The following is a 17895-nucleotide window of genomic DNA, read 5'->3' as shown; positions in this document are numbered from 1 at the left end:
CCCGAACCAATTGCGAATCATGCTGAAGACCATCGTCATTTTCATCATTGCCCTGCTGGGCTTCGGCATGATTCGCCTGCCTTTGCAGAATCATATTCTGGAACAGGAAAAGGCGGCGGGGCTGCTGGATAATCCGGTAGAGCTTTCCTCTTCCGATTATCTGGAACAACAACTTGCCATGGTCTCCCTGGGAGGGCTCCGCTCCCTGGTGGCGGCCGTGCTGAGCATGGAAGCTTTCGACTGTTTCCTGATTTCCGACTGGGCTAACCTGGAACGCCGCTACAACCAGGTTACCGCTCTCGCTCCTCACTCCGATTTCTACTGGGACAACGGATCGTGGCATTTGGGCAATAACGCTTCCTCCAGTTATCTGGAAAATAAACGTCTTTCTCCCATGGAACGCCGGGAAGGCTTCCGCAAATACATTCAAAAGGGGCGCCGCTTCCTGGAAAAAGGCATCAACGCCAATCCTGACAGCTGGTACCTTCAATCCCTGCTGGGCAACATGTACAGCGATACCTACCGGCAACCTGACTTTGAAAAGGCGGCGGAAGCCTACCGCAAGGCACGGGATTTGGGAGCGCCTCCCCTTACGGCCCGCAAAGAATTTTATGCGCTCGTCCGTGTTCCTTCCAAATCCAGAGAAGCTCTGGAACTGGGCCGGGAGTTATTCAAGGATCCCCGCAACAGGACACCCAGCCTGGTGAGTAATATTTTTGTTCTGGAAAACAGGCTGAACATACCGGAAAAGGAGCGCATCCCCTTTCGGGAACTGTTTCCCACGGATGAGATCGCCCGAGACTTGATGACCAGCCATCTGGCCAATTCCCTGAAGTATCCTGTAGACGGGCTGAGAGAAGCCCTGGAATCTTTGCCACCGGCAAAAGACGAGTAAAGCAAACAGACGGGAATAAGGGGACATGAAAAGGCCGGTCCCCCTGTGCCCCTACCATGATTTCCTGCGAGCAAACGCGCTTGGCAAAACCTCCCCAAAGTGCTATGCTCTTTGCTTACAATACCATGAGTAGAATAGCCCTGATTAGTGACATCCATGCCAATCTGCCCGCTCTGGAAGCGGTGATGAAGGATATAGAACAGCTTCAATGCAATGCCGTTTACTGCCTGGGCGATGTTGTGGGCTATAACGCCAATCCGTCCGAATGCCTTGAATTCATCCGCAGCCGCCAGATTCCCACCGTGCGCGGCAACCATGATGAGGAAGCCATTGGAGAAGACAATCCGGCAGGGATGAACCCAGTAGCTTACAATGCCCTGATGTGGACGCGGCAGCAACTTTCCGAAGAACAGAAAAAGTGGCTTCGCCGCGCTCCTTTCCAGCGCATTCTCCCCAATGAAATCGTTCTGGTGCACGCTACACAGGACAAGCCCAACTCCTGGGCCTACGTCACGAATGTGGATACGGCCACCCACAGCATCAATATTTTGCGCGACAATCAATTCCTGTGCTTTAACGGACATACTCACGTCCCCCGTACATTCATCCGCCATGAAGGAAGCATCCATGAATATGAATCCGGGGATATCCAGCTACTCAAAACCAACAAATATCTGATTAATGTGGGCTCCGTAGGCCAGCCCAGAGACGGCGACCCCCGTGCCGCCTACGGCGTGCTTGACGAAGACAGCATGGTGTACTACCAGCGCCGCGTGGAATACGATGTAGCGGAGGCCCAAAGACGCATTCTGGCCGCTGGTCTTCCGGACATGCTGGCGCGCCGGTTGGAAGAAGGAATGTAATATTCCGCACCTCCCGAAAGGCCTGCCAAAAGAAAGGAAACCTGCCGTATTGCATTGTTTCCCTTTCATCTTAAGAAGAACCGGGCAGCGCCTTATGTTAGCAAAGGCTTACAAATTTGCATTGCTACTTGCCTCACCTTCCACAAATCGGTAGAGTTCAGCGCGACGAATGAAGACCTATATCATCAGACGACTCCTTCTCATGCCCTTGACGCTCCTGGGGGTTACGTTTCTCGTCTTTTGCATAACCCGTTTTGTTCCGGGAGGTCCCATTGAGCAGATGATGCAGCAGCAAAGCATGAGCGCCCTGTCCGGACAGAAAGCCGGCTCCCAGCGCGGCGACAATAACCTGAGTGAAGCGGATATGGAGCGGCTGGAAGAGCAGTACAGCCTGCAGGAGCCCATCATCACGGCTTATCTGCAATGGCTGGGCGTGCTGCCCAAAAAGATTTTCATTTCCCGTGAGGAATTCGGGGAAATCGGCGGAGCGGGAGAGGGAGACAAGGAAGATGAATATTCCGGCATTTCCGATACGCATACACGGATCAATCTGAATGAAACAGGAGAACAAGTCGTCGTAGTTCGCCAGGACAAGGATTCCGGCAGCGTGAAAGATGCTTTCTTTTCCGGCACTCCGTCCCGGAAAGCCGCTTCAGAAGGCTGGACCGTGGATATAGAATCCCCCATGGACCGCGCGGAACGCTGGGCGCGCCGCATGAGGCAGACGGATAATACGGAGGCCGTCCGCGACAAGGCTCAGGGCTATGCGTGGCGGGCCGTTATGTACAAGACCAGTTTTGACGGGCTGCTCCAGGGAACTATGGGCAACTCGTTTAAGTACAATGAACCCGTATGGGACATGATCAAGGAACGCATTCCCGTTTCCCTGTACTTCGGCATCCTGAGCGCCATTATTACCTATTCCGTCTGCATTCCCCTTGGAGTAGTAAAGGCAATCCGCCATAAAAGCCTGGTGGACAACATCTCTTCCGTCCTGATTTTCCTGGGGTACTCCGTACCTGGGTTCGCCCTGGGCGCCGTACTGGTGGTGTATTTGGGCGCGCGGCTGGAATGGTTCCCTCTCTGCGGGCTGACGTCTCCGGACTTTGCTGACATGGGGTTCTGGCAACAGGCCGGAGACCTGCTGCACCATACGGTGCTCCCCCTGATTTGCTATGTAGTAAGTTCCTTTGCCATCACCACCATGATGATGAAAAACAACCTGATGGACAATCTTTCCGCGGACTACATCAGGACAGCCATGGCCAAGGGCGTGAGTTTCAGAGGGGCCGTCATCAAGCATGCCTTCCGCAACTCCTTTATACCCATTGCCTCCACTCTGGGCAGCCTCATCAGCCTGATTGTGGCCGGCTCCATGCTGGTGGAAAAGGTTTTCGATATCCAGGGGTTTGGAATGCTGAGTTACCAGGCTCTGATGGACAAGGATTACGCCCTGATCATGGGAACGCTGCTGCTTACCTCCTTCCTGATGGTGCTGGGCAACCTTCTCTCCGATATCATCGTGGCCGCTGTGGATCCGCGCATCAAATTTGAATAATACACATGGTTAGAAAACTGGCATACCTTTTGGTCATTCTGGCGGTTCTTACTGCCGTGGGAGAGCTGTGCGGGCTGCTCCTGCCCACGTTAAGCTGGCCCTTCACCGTCTCACGGGAAATGAGCATGCTCAACATCATCTGTACGGACCAGAACAACGGCGGCCTTCTGACGCCTCAGGGGAAATTCCTGTGGTTCGGCTGGGTTTGCGTGCTGGTCATGGGAGGCCTCGGGTTCTGGCTCATGCTGAAAGGCCCCCGGAGGTTCCATCCAACGCCGATCACCAAGCGTCGCATCCAGCGTTTTAAAAGCATCTCCCGCGGCTACGTATCCCTCCTCATTTTGCTTGTATTGACGCTATTGGCCTGTATGGACCAGTGCCTGGTAGGCAAGCGGGCCCTCCTTGTCGTTCAGAACGGCTCCTGGTACTTTCCGGCCATTATGCGTAAAGTATACAAGGGTTCTACCTTTGGCCAGACCGGAGATTTTGCGGATGCGGAAGCCAACTACCGCGAACTGAAAAAACAGGCAGGCCAGCCAGGAAAACCTTCCCTCGTCATCATGCCTCTGGTTCCATACGATCCCACGGGAGATTCCACCAACCCCGGTTCGGAAGCTTTGATGGTGAATGAAGACGGCCTCGTCTGCGAGCCCGGCGGCAAGCCGTATTCCGGTTTGGCCTCCCGTTTGCATAAGGATGAAGAAGCCCTTCCCCACATCAGCTACAAATTCCGCAAGGGAAAGAAAGTGGACCGGGCCACCGGCTGGCTGGAAGACAGAACGGAGGTGTACAGCGCCACATATGAAAACAACAACATTGTGGCGGAACATTACAGCGGCCCCGGCACCAAGGAAGAATTCCTGAAACAGACGGATGAACATAAAATCAGCCGTATCTTCTACCACCCCTCCCCGCCCCTCAAGGGGGGCCACCTGCTTGGCACCAATACCCAGGGGGCGGACATTCTGGCTTATCTGTACGGAGGCCTCCAGGTAAATATGAAAGCCGCACTCTTCTACCTGCCTATCGTATATTTTATCGGCATCACCTTTGGAATGATGATGGGATACTTCGGCGGCATGTTTGACCTCGGCATGCAGCGCCTCATTGAAATCTTCTCCCAGGTTCCCTTCCTTTTCATCATCATGATTATTTCAGATATGGTTCCCCTTCACATGAAAGGCATGTTCCTGATTATCAGCCTTCTCATCATGTTCGGGTGGATGTCCATGACCTACCAGCTCAGAACCTCCACCATGAAGGAAAAAGCGCGCGACTACGTAGCGGCGGCCCGCGTGCTTGGGGCTTCCACCAGCCGTATTCTTTTCGTCCATATCCTGCCCAACCTGGTCGCCATTCTGGTCACTCTGGTTCCGTTCAGCGTTTCCGCCCTCATTTTGGCTCTGGCTTCCCTGGATTATCTGGGCTTCGGCCTTCCTGACACATACGCCAGCTGGGGCCGCCTGCTCAATGACGGACTGGCGGATCTTTCCGCCAGCTGGGTGGTCACCTCCGCCTTTTCCGCCCTGGTGATTACCCTTCTGCTCGTCACCTTTATCGGGGAGGCTGTCCGTGAAGCCTTTGACCCTAAAAAATTCACTACTTATAAATAAAAGACTCCTGTTTTGCCATTCCCTATGCTCAAGCTGTCCACCATCTTCCGCTCCATCCTTTCTTCCGTGATGCTGTCCCTTCTGCTGGCAGCCGGATCCGGTTGTAAGGATTCCTCCCAATCCCAGGGGGCAGGCTGGCAGCCAAACGTGCCTTTCGGCACGCTCCCTCCGGGATTTGATTCCTTCCCGGAACGATGGAACAAACAGATCAATGACCGCCTGGCTCGTGAGGAAGCCGCCAAGCAAAAGGAAATACGGGAACTCCGGGACAAATTTTTCAAGGAGGAAGATTCTAAAGTCAGGGAAAAACTGCAAAGCAAACTCATTGCGGATGAAGCTGCTCTGTCCGTCATTCACCGCAGGCAGACGGAAGGCGACTACATCAAATTCAAAACCCCGGCAGACATCCCCCAAGACCTGAAGTGGGAGGATGGACTGGACAATCCGGAGATAGGAGACCCGAATGCCAAAAAAGGAGGCGTGCTGCGCCAGTGGGCCCCCGGATCCTATCCCGACACATTCCGGCCCAACGGCCCGAACAGTAACAGCGGTTTCCGCGGCCCCCTGTATGATGAAATCATCATCGGCCTCGTTTCCATCCATCCGGTTACGGGAAAAATCATTCCGGGAATCGCTCATAAATGGGCGGAATCCCCAGACAGGCGCACTGTTTACTTCGAACTGGATCCGGATGCCCGCTATACGGACGGAGCCAAGGTAAAGGCCATCGACCTCCTGGTGAACATGTACATCCGCACTTCGGAATACAGCCAGGACGTATTCTATAACAACTTTTTTTACCAGAACGCTTCCAACATCACCATCTACGACGACAGCCGCTTTTCCATCACACTCCCCTTCGCCAAACCTCTGCTTCCGTACTACTGCACGCTGTTCATTCCTTCCCCGCCGCACTTTTATTGCGAGTTCGGCCCCAACTACGTGGAACGCTACCAGTGGCGCATACCGCCCACTACGGGTGCTTACGTTGTCAAGCCGGACGGTATCATCCGTGGCCGCCAGGTAACGCTCCAGCGCGTGCCGGACTGGTGGGCCAGGGACAAAAAATTCACGAAATACATGTATAATGTGGATCAAATCGTGTATAATTTCATTGCGGAGCCATCCAAGGCCATCGAACTCTTCCGCATCGGAGAACTGGACGTTTTGAATATCACCAAACCGGAACTATGGCACGAACGCATGGAAATACCGGAGGTTCACAACGGCTACATCAACCGCAGCACATTTTATACTATTTACCCCCGGCCTCCTTACGGAGTTTTTTTGAATACCTCCAAAGCCCCCTTCAATGACCTCAATGTTCGCCGGGGGTTCCAGCACGCACTTAATATCCAGAATATCATTGACATTACCTTCCGCGGAGACTACCAGCGGCTCAATTCCTACAATTCAGGTTTCGGCAAATTCACCAATCCCTATATCAAGGCGCGCCCCTATTCCCCGGAACAGGCCCGCGCTTATTTCGCCAGGGCGGGCTACACTATCCCCTGCCCGGACGGAATCCTCCGCAAGCCGGACGGCACCCGGCTCACTGCAGCCATCACCTTCCCCAATTCATCTCCTTCCCTGGCTTCCACTCTGGGCAAGCTGAAGGAAGATGCGCGCAAGTGCGGTCTGGAAATACAGCTTGACCCTCTGGACTCCACCGTAGCTTTCCGCAAAATCATGGAAAAACGCGCTCAGGCCTCCTTCATGGCCTGGGGATTCACTCCCCCCCATCCGATGAACGAGCAGGGGTTTCACTCCCGGTACGCCTATGATGAGCGCGGTGGCCTTATTACCTATACCAATAACATCTGCGCTTACGCGGACAAAGAAATGGACAAGCTGCTGGACGCAGAAACAAACGCAGCCACGGAAGACGAACTCCAAAAGGCCACGTGGAAAGTGCAGCAGAAAATTGATGACGAAGCCCTGTGGGTTCCCTGCTGGACCACGGAATTCATCAGACTGGGCTACTGGCGCTGGGTCAAATGGCCGAACAGCGCGACTACGCAATTCTGCCATCCCGTCGTATTTGATCCCATGGAAAGTTATCTGTACTGGGTGGATAACGATATCAAAAAGGAAACAATGGAAGCCAAGCGGGAAGGAAAAACATTCGAGGAAGTGGATACCGTGTATGACCAGTACCGCTACATGGACTCCATTGAAAGCCTGGATAACAAGGATGGAGGCGGCAAGCTGCCGTCTGTGCCTGTCATCCCGGAAAGCGGCGACCCTCTGGAACCTTCTGCCACGGAAAAATAACACATGAGCGACCCCCTGTTGGAAATCAAGAACCTGGTCACCGGCTTCGAAACGGAATCCGGCCTGTTGAAAGCGGTGGACGGCGTCAGCTTCACCGTCCCCAAAGGCACCTGCGTAGGCATCGTAGGGGAATCAGGCTGCGGCAAAAGCGTTACGGCCATGTCCATCGTCCGGCTGCTGCCCCAGCCCATGGGGAAAATTCTGGACGGGCAAATTCTGTTCAAGGGCCGCGACCTGGTTCAGGCAAAAGAGACGGACATGCACGGCATCCGCGGCCGCCATATCGGCGTCATTTTCCAGGAACCAATGACGGCGCTCAATCCCGTACACAGCATCGGAAGGCAAATTGGGGAATCCCTGATGCTCCACCGGGGAATGAACACCAGGGAAGCCCGGGATGCAGCCATCCAGCTCCTGCAGCGCGTTCGTATCCCTGCCCCGGAACAGCGTGTGGACGAATTTCCTCATCAGCTCTCCGGCGGCATGCGCCAGCGCGTCGTCATAGCCATTGCCCTGGCCTGCCATCCGGAACTCATCATTGCGGATGAACCGACCACGGCCCTGGATGTCACCGTTCAGGCTCAAATCCTGTCCCTGCTCAAGGATCTTCAGGCAGAAATGGGGTCATCCTCCATCCTCATTACACATGACTTGGGCGTCATCGCACAGAGCTGTGACTCCGTAGTCGTCATGTACGCTGGCCGCGTGGTGGAAAAGGCCCCTGTCCGGGAACTTTTTGCCAACCCTCGCCATGCTTACACCAAGGGACTGCTGGCCTCCATCCCTCAGCTAAGTTCCATGCGGAAAACCAAACTGCCCACCATTCCCGGGCAGGTGGCCTCTATTGCGGATTTCGTTCCCGGATGCCGCTTCTGCCAAAGGCAGGGTGTGCCCGCTGAAGAACTCACGGAACGCCCTCCCCTCGTGGAAATATCCCCGGACCACTTCGTGGAAGCCTGCCCCCGTTGCGCCAACCTTTAACTTCTTTTTCTCCCAGCCATGCCGGAACCTCTCTTGCAAGTAGACAATTTGAAAATGTACTTTCCCGTCCGCTCCGGAATTTTCCTGCGGCAAGCGGGATGGGTCAAGGCTGTGGACGACGTTTCCTTCAATATTTACCCGGGGGAAACGCTGGGCCTGGTGGGGGAATCCGGCTGCGGAAAATCAACCATTGGCAAAAGCATTGTCCGCCTGCTGAAACCCACCGGGGGCTCCATCCGGTTCAACGGCAACAATATCGCCAGACTCTCTCAGCGCAAAATGAGGCCTCTGCGTCCGCACATCCAGATGGTCTTCCAGGATCCTGCGGAATCCCTCAACCAGAGGCAATCCATCGGTCAAATCGTAGCGGAACCCTTCGTCATCCACCGCATGGGCACCCCCGCCGCGCGCCGGGAATGGGTGCGCGGTCTGCTGGACCGCGTAGGGTTGCCGGACAGCGCTATTGACCGCTTCCCCTTTGAATTCTCAGGCGGGCAACGCCAGCGTATCGGCATCGCCCGCGCCCTGACGTTGAATCCCAGCCTCATTATTCTGGACGAACCCGTCTCTGCCCTTGACGTATCCGTCCAGTCCCAGGTGCTCAACCTGCTGCTGGAACTTCAGGAGGAACGCAAACTCTCTTACCTGTTTATTGCCCATGATCTGGCGGTCGTCAAACACATCTCCGACCGCGTGGCGGTCATGTATCTGGGTAAAATCGTGGAAATGTCAGATGCGGAAACCATCTATCAATCCCCCAAACATGCTTACACCAAGGCTCTTCTGGACGCTATTCCGGAACCGGACCCTGCCCGGGCCAACAAGCACCAGCCTCTGCCGGGAGACGTCCCCTCTCCCATCAACCCGCCGCTCGGCTCTGCTTTCGGCCACCGCATCCAGCACCCCTCCTATCCGGAGACGGTGGGAGCGGACCTTACCCCTGTGGAAATAGAACCGGGCCACTGGGTAGCCCCTGATCCCTGCGCTCTGGAGCCGGAAGACTGGAATAGGATCCGCCAGCGGTAAAAGTACGGTAAAACGTTTATCCGTGCCCGCCGGGGAAAAATATATCTGCAAACAAATCCCCTGATTTTTTCCCGGACGGCGGACAACAGCTTTTAATCACCATGCCCCCGGCATCATCCTACACGTAAATCCGGGGCACGCGGGCGCTGATGCTGGTCAGCACATTGCTGGGGATGGTATTGGCACGGCGCGTCAGTTCCTCCCAGCTTACATTTGGCCCCATGATTTCCACCAGGTCTCCGGTCTCCACATGGTCCATATAAGTAACGTCCACCATGATCTGGTCCATCGTCACACGGCCCAAAACCGGACAGTACTGGCCATTGATATACACCCTCGCTCCCTGGTTGGACAGGTATTGAAGATAGCCGTCCGCATAGCCGATGCCGATAGTGGCCACCTTCGTGCTCCCCTTCGTTATATAGCAGTGGTTGTAGGAAACGCCGTGATTTCCCGGCAGCGTGCGTATCAGAGTAATGCGGCTGTACAGGGTCATGGTAGGCCGCAGCTCCTTATTATAGGGAGACGGCATGGGGGAATACCCGTACAGGATTCTGCCCAGCCTCGCCATATTGGCGCAGGGAACCTTGTAATTAAACACAGCGGCGCTGCTGCACAGGTGCCGGAACTTGTACCGATGGCCTTGGGAAAGTTCATTTACGGCCTCCGTAAAACCGCTGATCTGTCCGTGGGTGAAGGAAATATCATCGGAAGCTGCGGATAAATGGGAAAACACGCCCTCCAGATCCAGATAACTGAACTGTTTGAGCTTGTCCGTCAGGCCGTGCAATTCACTCGGTAAAAAACCGCTGCGCCCCATGCCGGTATCCACGCCCAAATGGACATGGACGGTTTTGCCGTAAAAGGCGCCCAAGGAATTGAAATGCTCCGCCTCTTCCATGCTGGAAAGAGCGGCGCGCCAGCCGTTCTGCACGATTTCCTCCCGCTCCCCCTCAAAACAGGGACCGAGAATAAACGGGCATGTTTTTGCCCCGGCATCCCTCACCCGGCAGGCCTCCGCCACCGTGGCAACGCCGAAAAAAGCGCAATCTTCGCCATCCAAAGCCTTCACCACCCCTTCCAGACCGTGACCATAAGCCTCTGCCTTCACAATAGCCATCAGACGGTGATCCGGCATAACACGCCGGACGACGTTTAAATTGTGCCTCAACGCATTGGTATCAATCTGGGCCCATGCTCTGGGAGGGCTTGTGCAACTCATGCCCGGAGTGTAGGAAGACGGTTGATGCTGTACAAGCCGGAATTAAGCCACCTTTCCACTTTTCCAAACCGTCCCTCGGAGAAACTGTACATCGGTCATTCCTCCGGGAACTTGTTGACGGCGGAAAAGAGGAATCCTTTTTTACCCGATTTCAAAAAACTCCTTGCCAATCCCCGACACGAACGATATATTCCCCCCGCACTGCAAATGCGCGGTTAGCTCAGTGGTAGAGCACATGCTTCACACGCATGGGGTCACTGGTTCGAAACCAGTACCGCGTACCATTTTCCTAAACACCCCGGAATTCAATATTTCGGGGTGTTTTTATGTTTAGGACCATTATCTCACCCCGTTTTTTGGGTAATCTTGCATGTCCCCGACTATATGCTCTGCGCCGTGGGCATTGACTTGGTTTTCCTTTCTCCGTATGCTTCCGCCCACATGCCTGCGTTGCTGCTCACGTCTTTCATCTGGGCGTTGTCATTCGGACTTCTGGGAAACTGCCTGTCCGGCCACCCTGCCAGCTTTGTCGCGATGACGCGCATGGCCGGCTCGCTTGCCGTTTTTCTCCCCTTCGTCCGGAAGGCGCCCCTCAGCCATGCCTTGGTGATGATGGGCATAGGCGCCGTCCAGTTCGGAGGAATGTATCTTTGCTATATCGCGGCCTTTCACTATCTGCCTTCCCACCAGGTTGCCCTTTTTACAGCCACCACGCCGATTTATGTGGTTCTGATTAACGGTCTGATGAAAAAACAGCTTCCGCCGCTCCATCTGGCGGCGGCTATTCTTGCGGCCATAGGAGGAGCGGGCATCCTTTGGAAAGGATATTCCGCCGGTAACGGGGTGTTTACAGGAATTGTTCTTGTCCAGCTTTCCAATCTCTGCTTCGCGGCAGGTCAAATAGCCTACATTTCCTTGAAAAATTCCCGGTTCGGGAGAAGTGAAGCTTCCTGCTTCGCCTATGCCTATGCAGGCGCTCTGCTGGTCACGTTGCCCTCCGGCCTGCTGTCAGGGCTGTCCTGCTGGCAGGGGATTTCTGCCGTGCAATGGTGGCTGCTGGCCTATTTGGGCGTCATCGCTTCAGGAGTCTGTTTTTTCCTCTGGAATTACGGCGCCCGGCGGGTCACTCCCGTGAAGCTGGCGGTTATGAACAATCTTAAAATTCCCCTGGCGGCTCTGACTTCCCTGCTTCTGTTCAGAGAGCATCCCAACATGTTCCTGCTGTTCATCGGCTGCCTGCTTATCCTGGCCTCTTTCCTGATCGTCCCTATTTCCTTAAAAAACGACGCATAAAATAAATTCCAGACGCCCTATTCCGTCCGAATTGGAGGCCCCGCCATTTAGCAGATTTGGCCAAGGGTGGGCATGACACATCACATCCGTTTCATTTTGAACTGGAAATTCAAGAGGCAGGTCTTTCCTGGCAGTGCTTTTTCCCATTCATGTTCACACGAACCTTCCATTTTCTTCCATTCCTGTGCTGCTTGCCGATACTCTTCTCCCCTTCTCTGGCAAAAACGGTAGAATACGATTTATATGTCCGGAACGCTCCTGTCAATTTTACCGGAGTCACACGCCAAGCCATGACCATCAATGGGAACATTCCCGGCCCCACATTGCATTTTACAGAGGGAGATACTGCGGTAATACGGGTGCATAACCTGATGGACACGGAAACTTCCTTCCATTGGCACGGCTTGCTGGTGCCCAATGACCAGGATGGAGTTCCGTACCTGACTTCCGCTCCTGTCAAGCCCCACACTACGCATACCTATACTTTTCCCATCATCCAGAACGGCACGTACTGGTACCATTCCCACAGCGGTTTTCAGGAGCAGAGCGGCCTGTACGGAGCGTTCATCGTCCGCAAACGGCCCGATGACCCGGCACGCAGGACGGAGGACGCCCTGCCGGAATATACGTTTGTACTGAGCGACTGGACGAACGAGAATCCCCAGGAGGTGAACAGAATGCTTCACACGGGCTCCGACTGGTTTTCCATCCGCAAGGGGAGTGTACAGAGCTATTGGGAGGCCCTGCGCTCCGGCTGCATGGCAACCAAGCTGTTAAGCGAATGGAAGCGCATGAACGCCATGGATGTGAGTGACGTGTATTATGAATGTTTTCTGCTCAACGGCATCCCGCGGGCTTCCCTGCCCCGGCTGAGGGGCGGCGACCGCATCAGGCTGCGCATCGTCAACGGAGCATCCTCCACCTATTTCTGGCTGAGGTATGCAGGCGGGAAAATACGCGTGGTGGCCAGCGACGGGAAAGACGTTGTTCCCGTTGACGTGGACCGCATGGTAATCGCGGTTTCCGAAACTTACGACGTCATCTTGGAAGTGCCGGAATCAGGCAAGGCCTTTGAGTTCCAGGCGACGGCAGAGGATACTTCCGGGTCTTCCTCCCTGTGGCTGGGCCATGGGGAAAGGCAGCCTTTGCGCCCCTTTCCCAAGCTGAATTACTTCAAAAAGATGAAGCAAATGAACGGGATGATGGCCATGGGAGGAAATATGAAGATGCATCATCACGGCATGCCGACCGCCCATTCCGGAAATATGGAGATAATGGACATGAAGTCCGGTTCCTCCCATGGGGGAGGACACGGCAACATGCAGGAGGACGGAGAAGGAACCACCCTGACGTATGACATGTTGAAGTCCCCTTCCCGCACCACTCTTCCTTCCAGCGTGCCCGTTAAGGAATTGCATTTCATGCTGACCGGTAATATGAACCGTTACGTATGGAGCATTAACGGGAAAACTCTTTCCGAGACGGACCGGATCATGATCAGGGAAGGACAGAATGTACGCATAATCCTGACCAACAATACCATGATGAGGCATCCCATGCATCTGCACGGGCATTTTTTCCGGCTGGTGAACAGGCATGGGGATTTTTCTCCGCTCAAGTTTACAGCGGATATCCAGCCCATGGACACCCAGGTGATTGAGTTTAACGCTGCGGAGAAAACGCGCGGCAACTGGTTTTTCCACTGCCATATCCTGTACCACATGATGAGCGGCATGGGCCGGATTTTTACGTATGAGGATTCTCCCCCCAATCCTCAGCTTCCCCACCCCATGCAGGCACTTCAGCATGTTTACGACATGGACAGGAAATGGTACCTGAGCGTGAACAATGATTTCGCCACCAACGGGAACATAGGGAACCTGGAATTCGGGGGCACCCGGTGGAGCATGCAGGGAGAGTGGAAAACAGGCTACAAGGATACGCGGGGTTATGAGGCGGAAGGGAGGCTGGGCAGGTATATCGGGGAGAAGCAATGGCTTTACCCCTACATCGGGGCGGACTGGACTTGCCGCAAGGGGGAGGCCGGAGAACGCAACATGTTCCGACAGACCACCAAAAAGGACCGGGAAATGGACGGCACCCTGGGCGCCCGGTACACGCTGCCCCTGCTCCTGATTGCGGATGCGCGCATTGACACGGACGGAAAGGTGCGCCTGCAATTGGAGCGGGACGATATCCCGCTCACCTCCCGCCTGCGCCTTTCCTTTTCCCTGAATACGGACCAGGATTATTCCGTGGGCCTGCACTACATCCTGACCTCACACCTCAGCGTTTCCACCAATTACGACAAGAACCTGCACTGGGGCGTGGGGCTGATGCTGACCTATTGAACTCCCTCTCTATTTTTCTTCTGTTACATCCGGGCATTCCCCTGTAGCATTTCCTTACCATGTCAGGGATGATGAATTGGCAGCAGCTTTTGTCGGACGCGCGCTGGGGATCCAGGCATCGGGGTACGGCGTCTCCACAGAAAAACCGCAGCAATTATGACCGGGATTACGGCCGCATTCTGTTTTCCAGTGCTTTCCGCCGCCTTCAGGATAAGACACAGGTTTTTCCCCTGGGCCGCAATGATTACGTGCGCACACGCCTGACGCATAGCCTGGAGGTAGCCCACATCGGTTCTTCCCTCGGCATGCTGGCAGGGGAGTGGCTGGCGAAGAAAGGGTCCCTGCCCGCTCCTATCATGCCTTCCGATGTCGCCACTATTGTTTCCACCGCCTGCCTGGCCCATGACATCGGCAATCCGCCCTTCGGCCATTCCGGTGAAGACGCCATTGAAACCGCCCTGAAACGGCACGGCCTGGAGCTGCCTTTTGAAGGGAATGCCCAGGGATTCCGCATCCTGACACGTACAGGAGATCCGATGGAGGGCAACGGCCTGAAACTGACGGCGGCTGTTTTGGGCGCCTTTATGAAATATCCCTGTACGCAATCTTATTCCTCCGCCGTCAAGAAAGGCAGCATAGTTGCGGCCAACAAGCTTGAATGCAAGAAATTCGGCATCGGGGAACAGGAAAGGGAAGCTGCTTCTTTCATGGCTGGACATCTGGGGTTGATTCCGCGTTCCACACCTGATGCAGCACATCTTTGCTGGAGCCGCCATCCCTTGGCGTATTTGATGGAAGCTGCGGATGATATCTGTTACCGCATTGCGGATATTGAGGACGGGTATTTTTCCGGACTTCTGGATTTTGCTTCCACCAAGGATTTGTTCAGCCCTTTCCTGACGGAATCCCAGCTCTGTTATGTCCGGGAACTGGAAGCAAAAGAGGAAAAAGATTCCTGCATCCATTATATGCGCGCGCTCGCCATCGGCAAAAGCATTCAGTCCGCCGTGGACAGTTTCGTGAACCACGAGGAAGACCTGCTGCAAGGAAGGTTGGAACAATCCCTGATAGACAGCTCGGAACTGGCCGCCCCGCTGAACGGCTTGTACCAGTACGCCATCAAGAATGTGTACCAGGCCAGGGAGGTTATTGAAGTGGAAGCCATGGGTTATAAGGTACTGGGAGAATTGATCGACTTCTTTATGGAATGGGTGAACCATCCATCCTCCGGCCAATCCCAAAAAATCGCCATCATGCTTCAGGGTACCGGCGTACCCCGGAACAACGGCGGGAAGGCTGCACGCCTGGCGCACATGCTTGATTATATTTCCGGAATGACGGATTCCTTTGCCCTGGAAACTTACCGGAAGTTGACCGGAATTCTGTAATTTCCGCTTCCTCTTTTTCCGGAGGCCAGAAGCATCCTCAAAACTGCAAATCCACCTTTCTATTTTCCTGGTTTCTCCTGACGGTTACGGTTAATTTACCGGAAGACGGCAGCAGGCGTTCGAGCTTTTCCACTCCATCCACCTTATTCCCGCCCGCCATCAGAAGAACGTCGCCGGGCAGAATGCCGGCAGAGGAACAAGGGCCGTCCTTCTGCACCTTGACAATAACCAGCGCCCGGCCCAGATCCTCCGGCATCAGCCCAAAGACAGACAAATCCCCTTCGCCCTCCGCTATCCTCACTTCCGCCCCCAGTTTCTTCACCAGCACCGTTTCCCGTTTCTCCAACCTGTTCCCGGCAACTTCAGGAATATCCGGAGTTCGCGCCAGGGCTTTCAGATGCCGGGAACGCACGCCGAAACGGTCCATGGGAAAATTGCGGAATCCCAGTTTAAGGGCGGGGGAAGAAGCCCGGACGGAAAAATCCCCCAGACCGGGAGCAGAGAACAGGGCATCCCCCTTCAGGGAGTGCCTGTCATTGCCGGATTGCCTGGCCAGTTCGGAGGCGGGTTCCACCCCTTTCATTCCCTTCACATGCACAAAGTTCCTGTCCATCAGTTTTCCCCACGGGGAAAAATCCATGTTGCCGGCAGGACGGTAGCGGTCTTCAAAAATAATGTTATTGTAAAATTCGTCCCCGCTGTTCCTGAACCATACATGCGGGTACAGGGTTTTGTTAACCATAATATTGTTGTAAACCTTGCGGTAAAACCCCTCCCGGAGCTTCAGGCCGGAGGAAAGCATGAGGTTGTTGTAAATAATATAGTTGGAAGAACCGTCGTCCAGGTCCACATCCCATCCGTGATCGCAGCGCCAGCGGTTGTTCCTGATGATATTAGGCTGCCGGATATCCAGCAGGACGACGTCCTTGTCCTGGCTCAGCGCCATCTGGTCCCGGACCCAGAATCTGTCCCGTCCCCAGGAGTTGAACGAACCATGGTCGCTGGTTTCCCTAACGGTATCAAAAACGTCATTGTATTCAATCACATGGCCGCCGAAAGCCCCCTCCCCTATGTTGATACCCGCCCGGGGAAGTTCGTAGATGGAACAATTTCTGACGGTAATTTCCCGGGCCAGGGATATCTGCACTCCGGCAGTCTGCTTTTCCACCAGCCCCGTCCGGGTGATCAGGCAATCATCCACCATGCAGTTCCTGGGAAATTCATTGTTTCGAGGTCCCGGAACCCTGTCGATTCCCTCCAAGGACATTCCTTTGGCTTCCCGATAATTCTTCGGTCCCCGGTAGCAGGAACGGTCCCCCACAAACGCTACGCCGTTGGAACCTATGTCATGGATATAACAGGACCGCACCAGAAGATTTTCATTATTCCCGTCCACAAAAACGGCTGTTCCACCCAACCTGGCAAATTCGCAGGAGAGAATGCGGCACCCCTCCGTTCCCCGCAAGAGTACGGCTCCGCTTCTGAAAATGGTCCAGTCACTTCTCAGCAGGGGCTCCCGGTTTTCCATGAAGGTTCGCCGCGTTCCAGTCAGCACCAGATCCCGGAGTGTCACGTTCCTGACGGGGGATGAGCCTTCCCCCTGGATTTTGACCAGTTCTTCCAGGCCGCCGGCTTCTAGTCTGGCTGCAGCCAGGTCCGTTCCCTGTTCCGGATACAGGTAAAGGATATGTTCCTTTCTGTCCAGATACCATTCTCCGGGAGCATCCAGTTCCTCAAAAACATTCTCTACAAATTTATATTTTTCGTGCGGCGGAGAGGGACGGTTATTCTGCCAGCCCCCCTGCTTGACCAGTGTATTTCCATTCTTCCCCGCAATGCGGAAGTGCATGTCTCCCCACATGCGATGATGAAGGGCATGCAGATACGCACCCGCCGGATTTTTCCAGCGGGCTACCCGTTCCGGAGCGTCCGCGTCCGGGGCCGTTCCCTGGAAAATGCGTTCTCCGGGAGTTGCGTTGGGATACCTGGCCATGTGCATGGGTTTGCCGTTGACCAATAATACGTCCATTTCCAGTCCGGAGGGCACGGAAGTTCTCATGATCCCATCACGGAAGGGCTTCCAGTCCGCAACAAAGGGCTGAGCACCGCTCAATACCGCCTTATGCGGATTCTTGGCACGAATAGTCAGACCGGAATGAACCGGACGCAGGAGCAGCGGTTCCTCCAGGTGATAAATACCGTCGGCCAGGATAATCTGGCAGCCTTTTCCGTAATGCCCTTGCCCGGCCTTCCGCACAGCGGCCTCCACGGAACGCATCGGAAATTCTTCCGTCCCCGCATGAGCGTCATCTCCGTCAGGAGAAACAAATATATCCGCTCCCAGGCTCCAAGAAGCGCAGCAAAGCATCCACAAAATAAAAATAAAACCATTCATGTCGTTCTTTGTGAAAAGACCGCCGCCAGAAAACGG

The 17895-nt window shown here is 54.8% G+C and carries 12 protein-coding genes and 1 tRNA gene; 11 read left to right on the top strand and 2 right to left on the bottom strand.

Annotated features, from left to right (window positions below; genetic code table 11):
* Positions 1-19 precede the first annotated feature (19 nt).
* The 7 genes from BHW66_RS08925 to BHW66_RS08895 all read left to right on the top strand — a co-directional run bounded on the left by BHW66_RS08925 (position 20) and on the right by BHW66_RS08895 (position 9210).
* Complete coding sequence (locus BHW66_RS08925) at positions 20-895, top strand: hypothetical protein (protein WP_102737324.1); 876 nt, start codon at positions 20-22, stop codon at positions 893-895.
* A gap of 125 nt (positions 896-1020) precedes the next feature.
* Positions 1021-1758 carry a metallophosphoesterase family protein gene (locus BHW66_RS08920; protein WP_102758604.1) on the top strand — a complete coding sequence of 246 codons (738 nt, stop codon included), beginning with the start codon at positions 1021-1023 and terminating at the stop codon, positions 1756-1758.
* 202 nt (positions 1759-1960) lie between these two features.
* Entirely contained in the window at positions 1961-3316 is a 1356-nt protein-coding gene (locus BHW66_RS08915; protein ID WP_257227961.1) for an ABC transporter permease, read from the top strand.
* Between the two features lie 5 nt (positions 3317-3321).
* Positions 3322-4929 (top strand): ABC transporter permease subunit, encoded by a 1608-nt coding sequence (locus BHW66_RS08910; RefSeq protein WP_215833460.1) that lies wholly within the window; start codon positions 3322-3324, stop codon positions 4927-4929.
* 24 nt (positions 4930-4953) lie between these two features.
* A complete protein-coding gene (locus BHW66_RS08905; protein ID WP_102739410.1) occupies positions 4954-7203 on the top strand; it encodes an extracellular solute-binding protein in 2250 nt (749 codons plus the stop codon).
* 3 nt (positions 7204-7206) lie between these two features.
* Positions 7207-8184 (top strand): ABC transporter ATP-binding protein, encoded by a 978-nt coding sequence (locus tag BHW66_RS08900; protein ID WP_102739411.1) that lies wholly within the window; start codon positions 7207-7209, stop codon positions 8182-8184.
* 18 nt (positions 8185-8202) lie between these two features.
* Entirely contained in the window at positions 8203-9210 is a 1008-nt protein-coding gene (locus BHW66_RS08895) for an oligopeptide/dipeptide ABC transporter ATP-binding protein (RefSeq protein WP_102758405.1), read from the top strand.
* 118 nt (positions 9211-9328) lie between these two features.
* Here BHW66_RS08895 and alr read toward each other — a convergent pair whose 3' ends face one another.
* Positions 9329-10432 (bottom strand): alanine racemase, encoded by a 1104-nt coding sequence (alr, locus tag BHW66_RS08890; RefSeq protein ID WP_102758404.1) that lies wholly within the window; start codon positions 10430-10432, stop codon positions 9329-9331.
* 209 nt (positions 10433-10641) lie between these two features.
* Here alr and BHW66_RS08885 point away from each other — a divergent pair.
* The 4 genes from BHW66_RS08885 to dgt all read left to right on the top strand — a co-directional run bounded on the left by BHW66_RS08885 (position 10642) and on the right by dgt (position 15464).
* A tRNA-Val gene (locus BHW66_RS08885) sits at positions 10642-10716 on the top strand.
* Between the two features lie 82 nt (positions 10717-10798).
* On the top strand, positions 10799-11725 hold the full coding sequence (locus BHW66_RS08880; protein ID WP_146023892.1) for an EamA family transporter: 927 nt from the start codon (positions 10799-10801) through the stop codon (positions 11723-11725).
* A 149-nt stretch (positions 11726-11874) separates the two neighbouring features.
* Positions 11875-14076, top strand: coding sequence for a multicopper oxidase domain-containing protein (locus BHW66_RS08875; RefSeq protein WP_102732680.1), 2202 nt, complete (start codon positions 11875-11877; stop codon positions 14074-14076).
* Between the two features lie 68 nt (positions 14077-14144).
* Positions 14145-15464, top strand: a complete 1320-nt coding sequence (gene dgt, locus BHW66_RS08870) for a dGTP triphosphohydrolase (protein ID WP_215836771.1) — start codon at positions 14145-14147, stop codon at positions 15462-15464.
* Between the two features lie 37 nt (positions 15465-15501).
* On the opposite strand, the gene BHW66_RS08865 is transcribed toward dgt, so the two are convergent.
* Complete coding sequence (locus BHW66_RS08865; protein ID WP_102738885.1) at positions 15502-17859, bottom strand: PDZ domain-containing protein; 2358 nt, start codon at positions 17857-17859, stop codon at positions 15502-15504.
* Positions 17860-17895 lie beyond the last annotated feature (36 nt).

The sequence above is a fragment of the Akkermansia sp. 54_46 genome (assembly GCF_001917295.1).
Taxonomy (GTDB): domain Bacteria; phylum Verrucomicrobiota; class Verrucomicrobiia; order Verrucomicrobiales; family Akkermansiaceae; genus Akkermansia; species Akkermansia muciniphila.
Note: the sequence above shows the minus strand (reverse complement) of the source record. Positions and strands in the feature narration are given on the sequence as shown.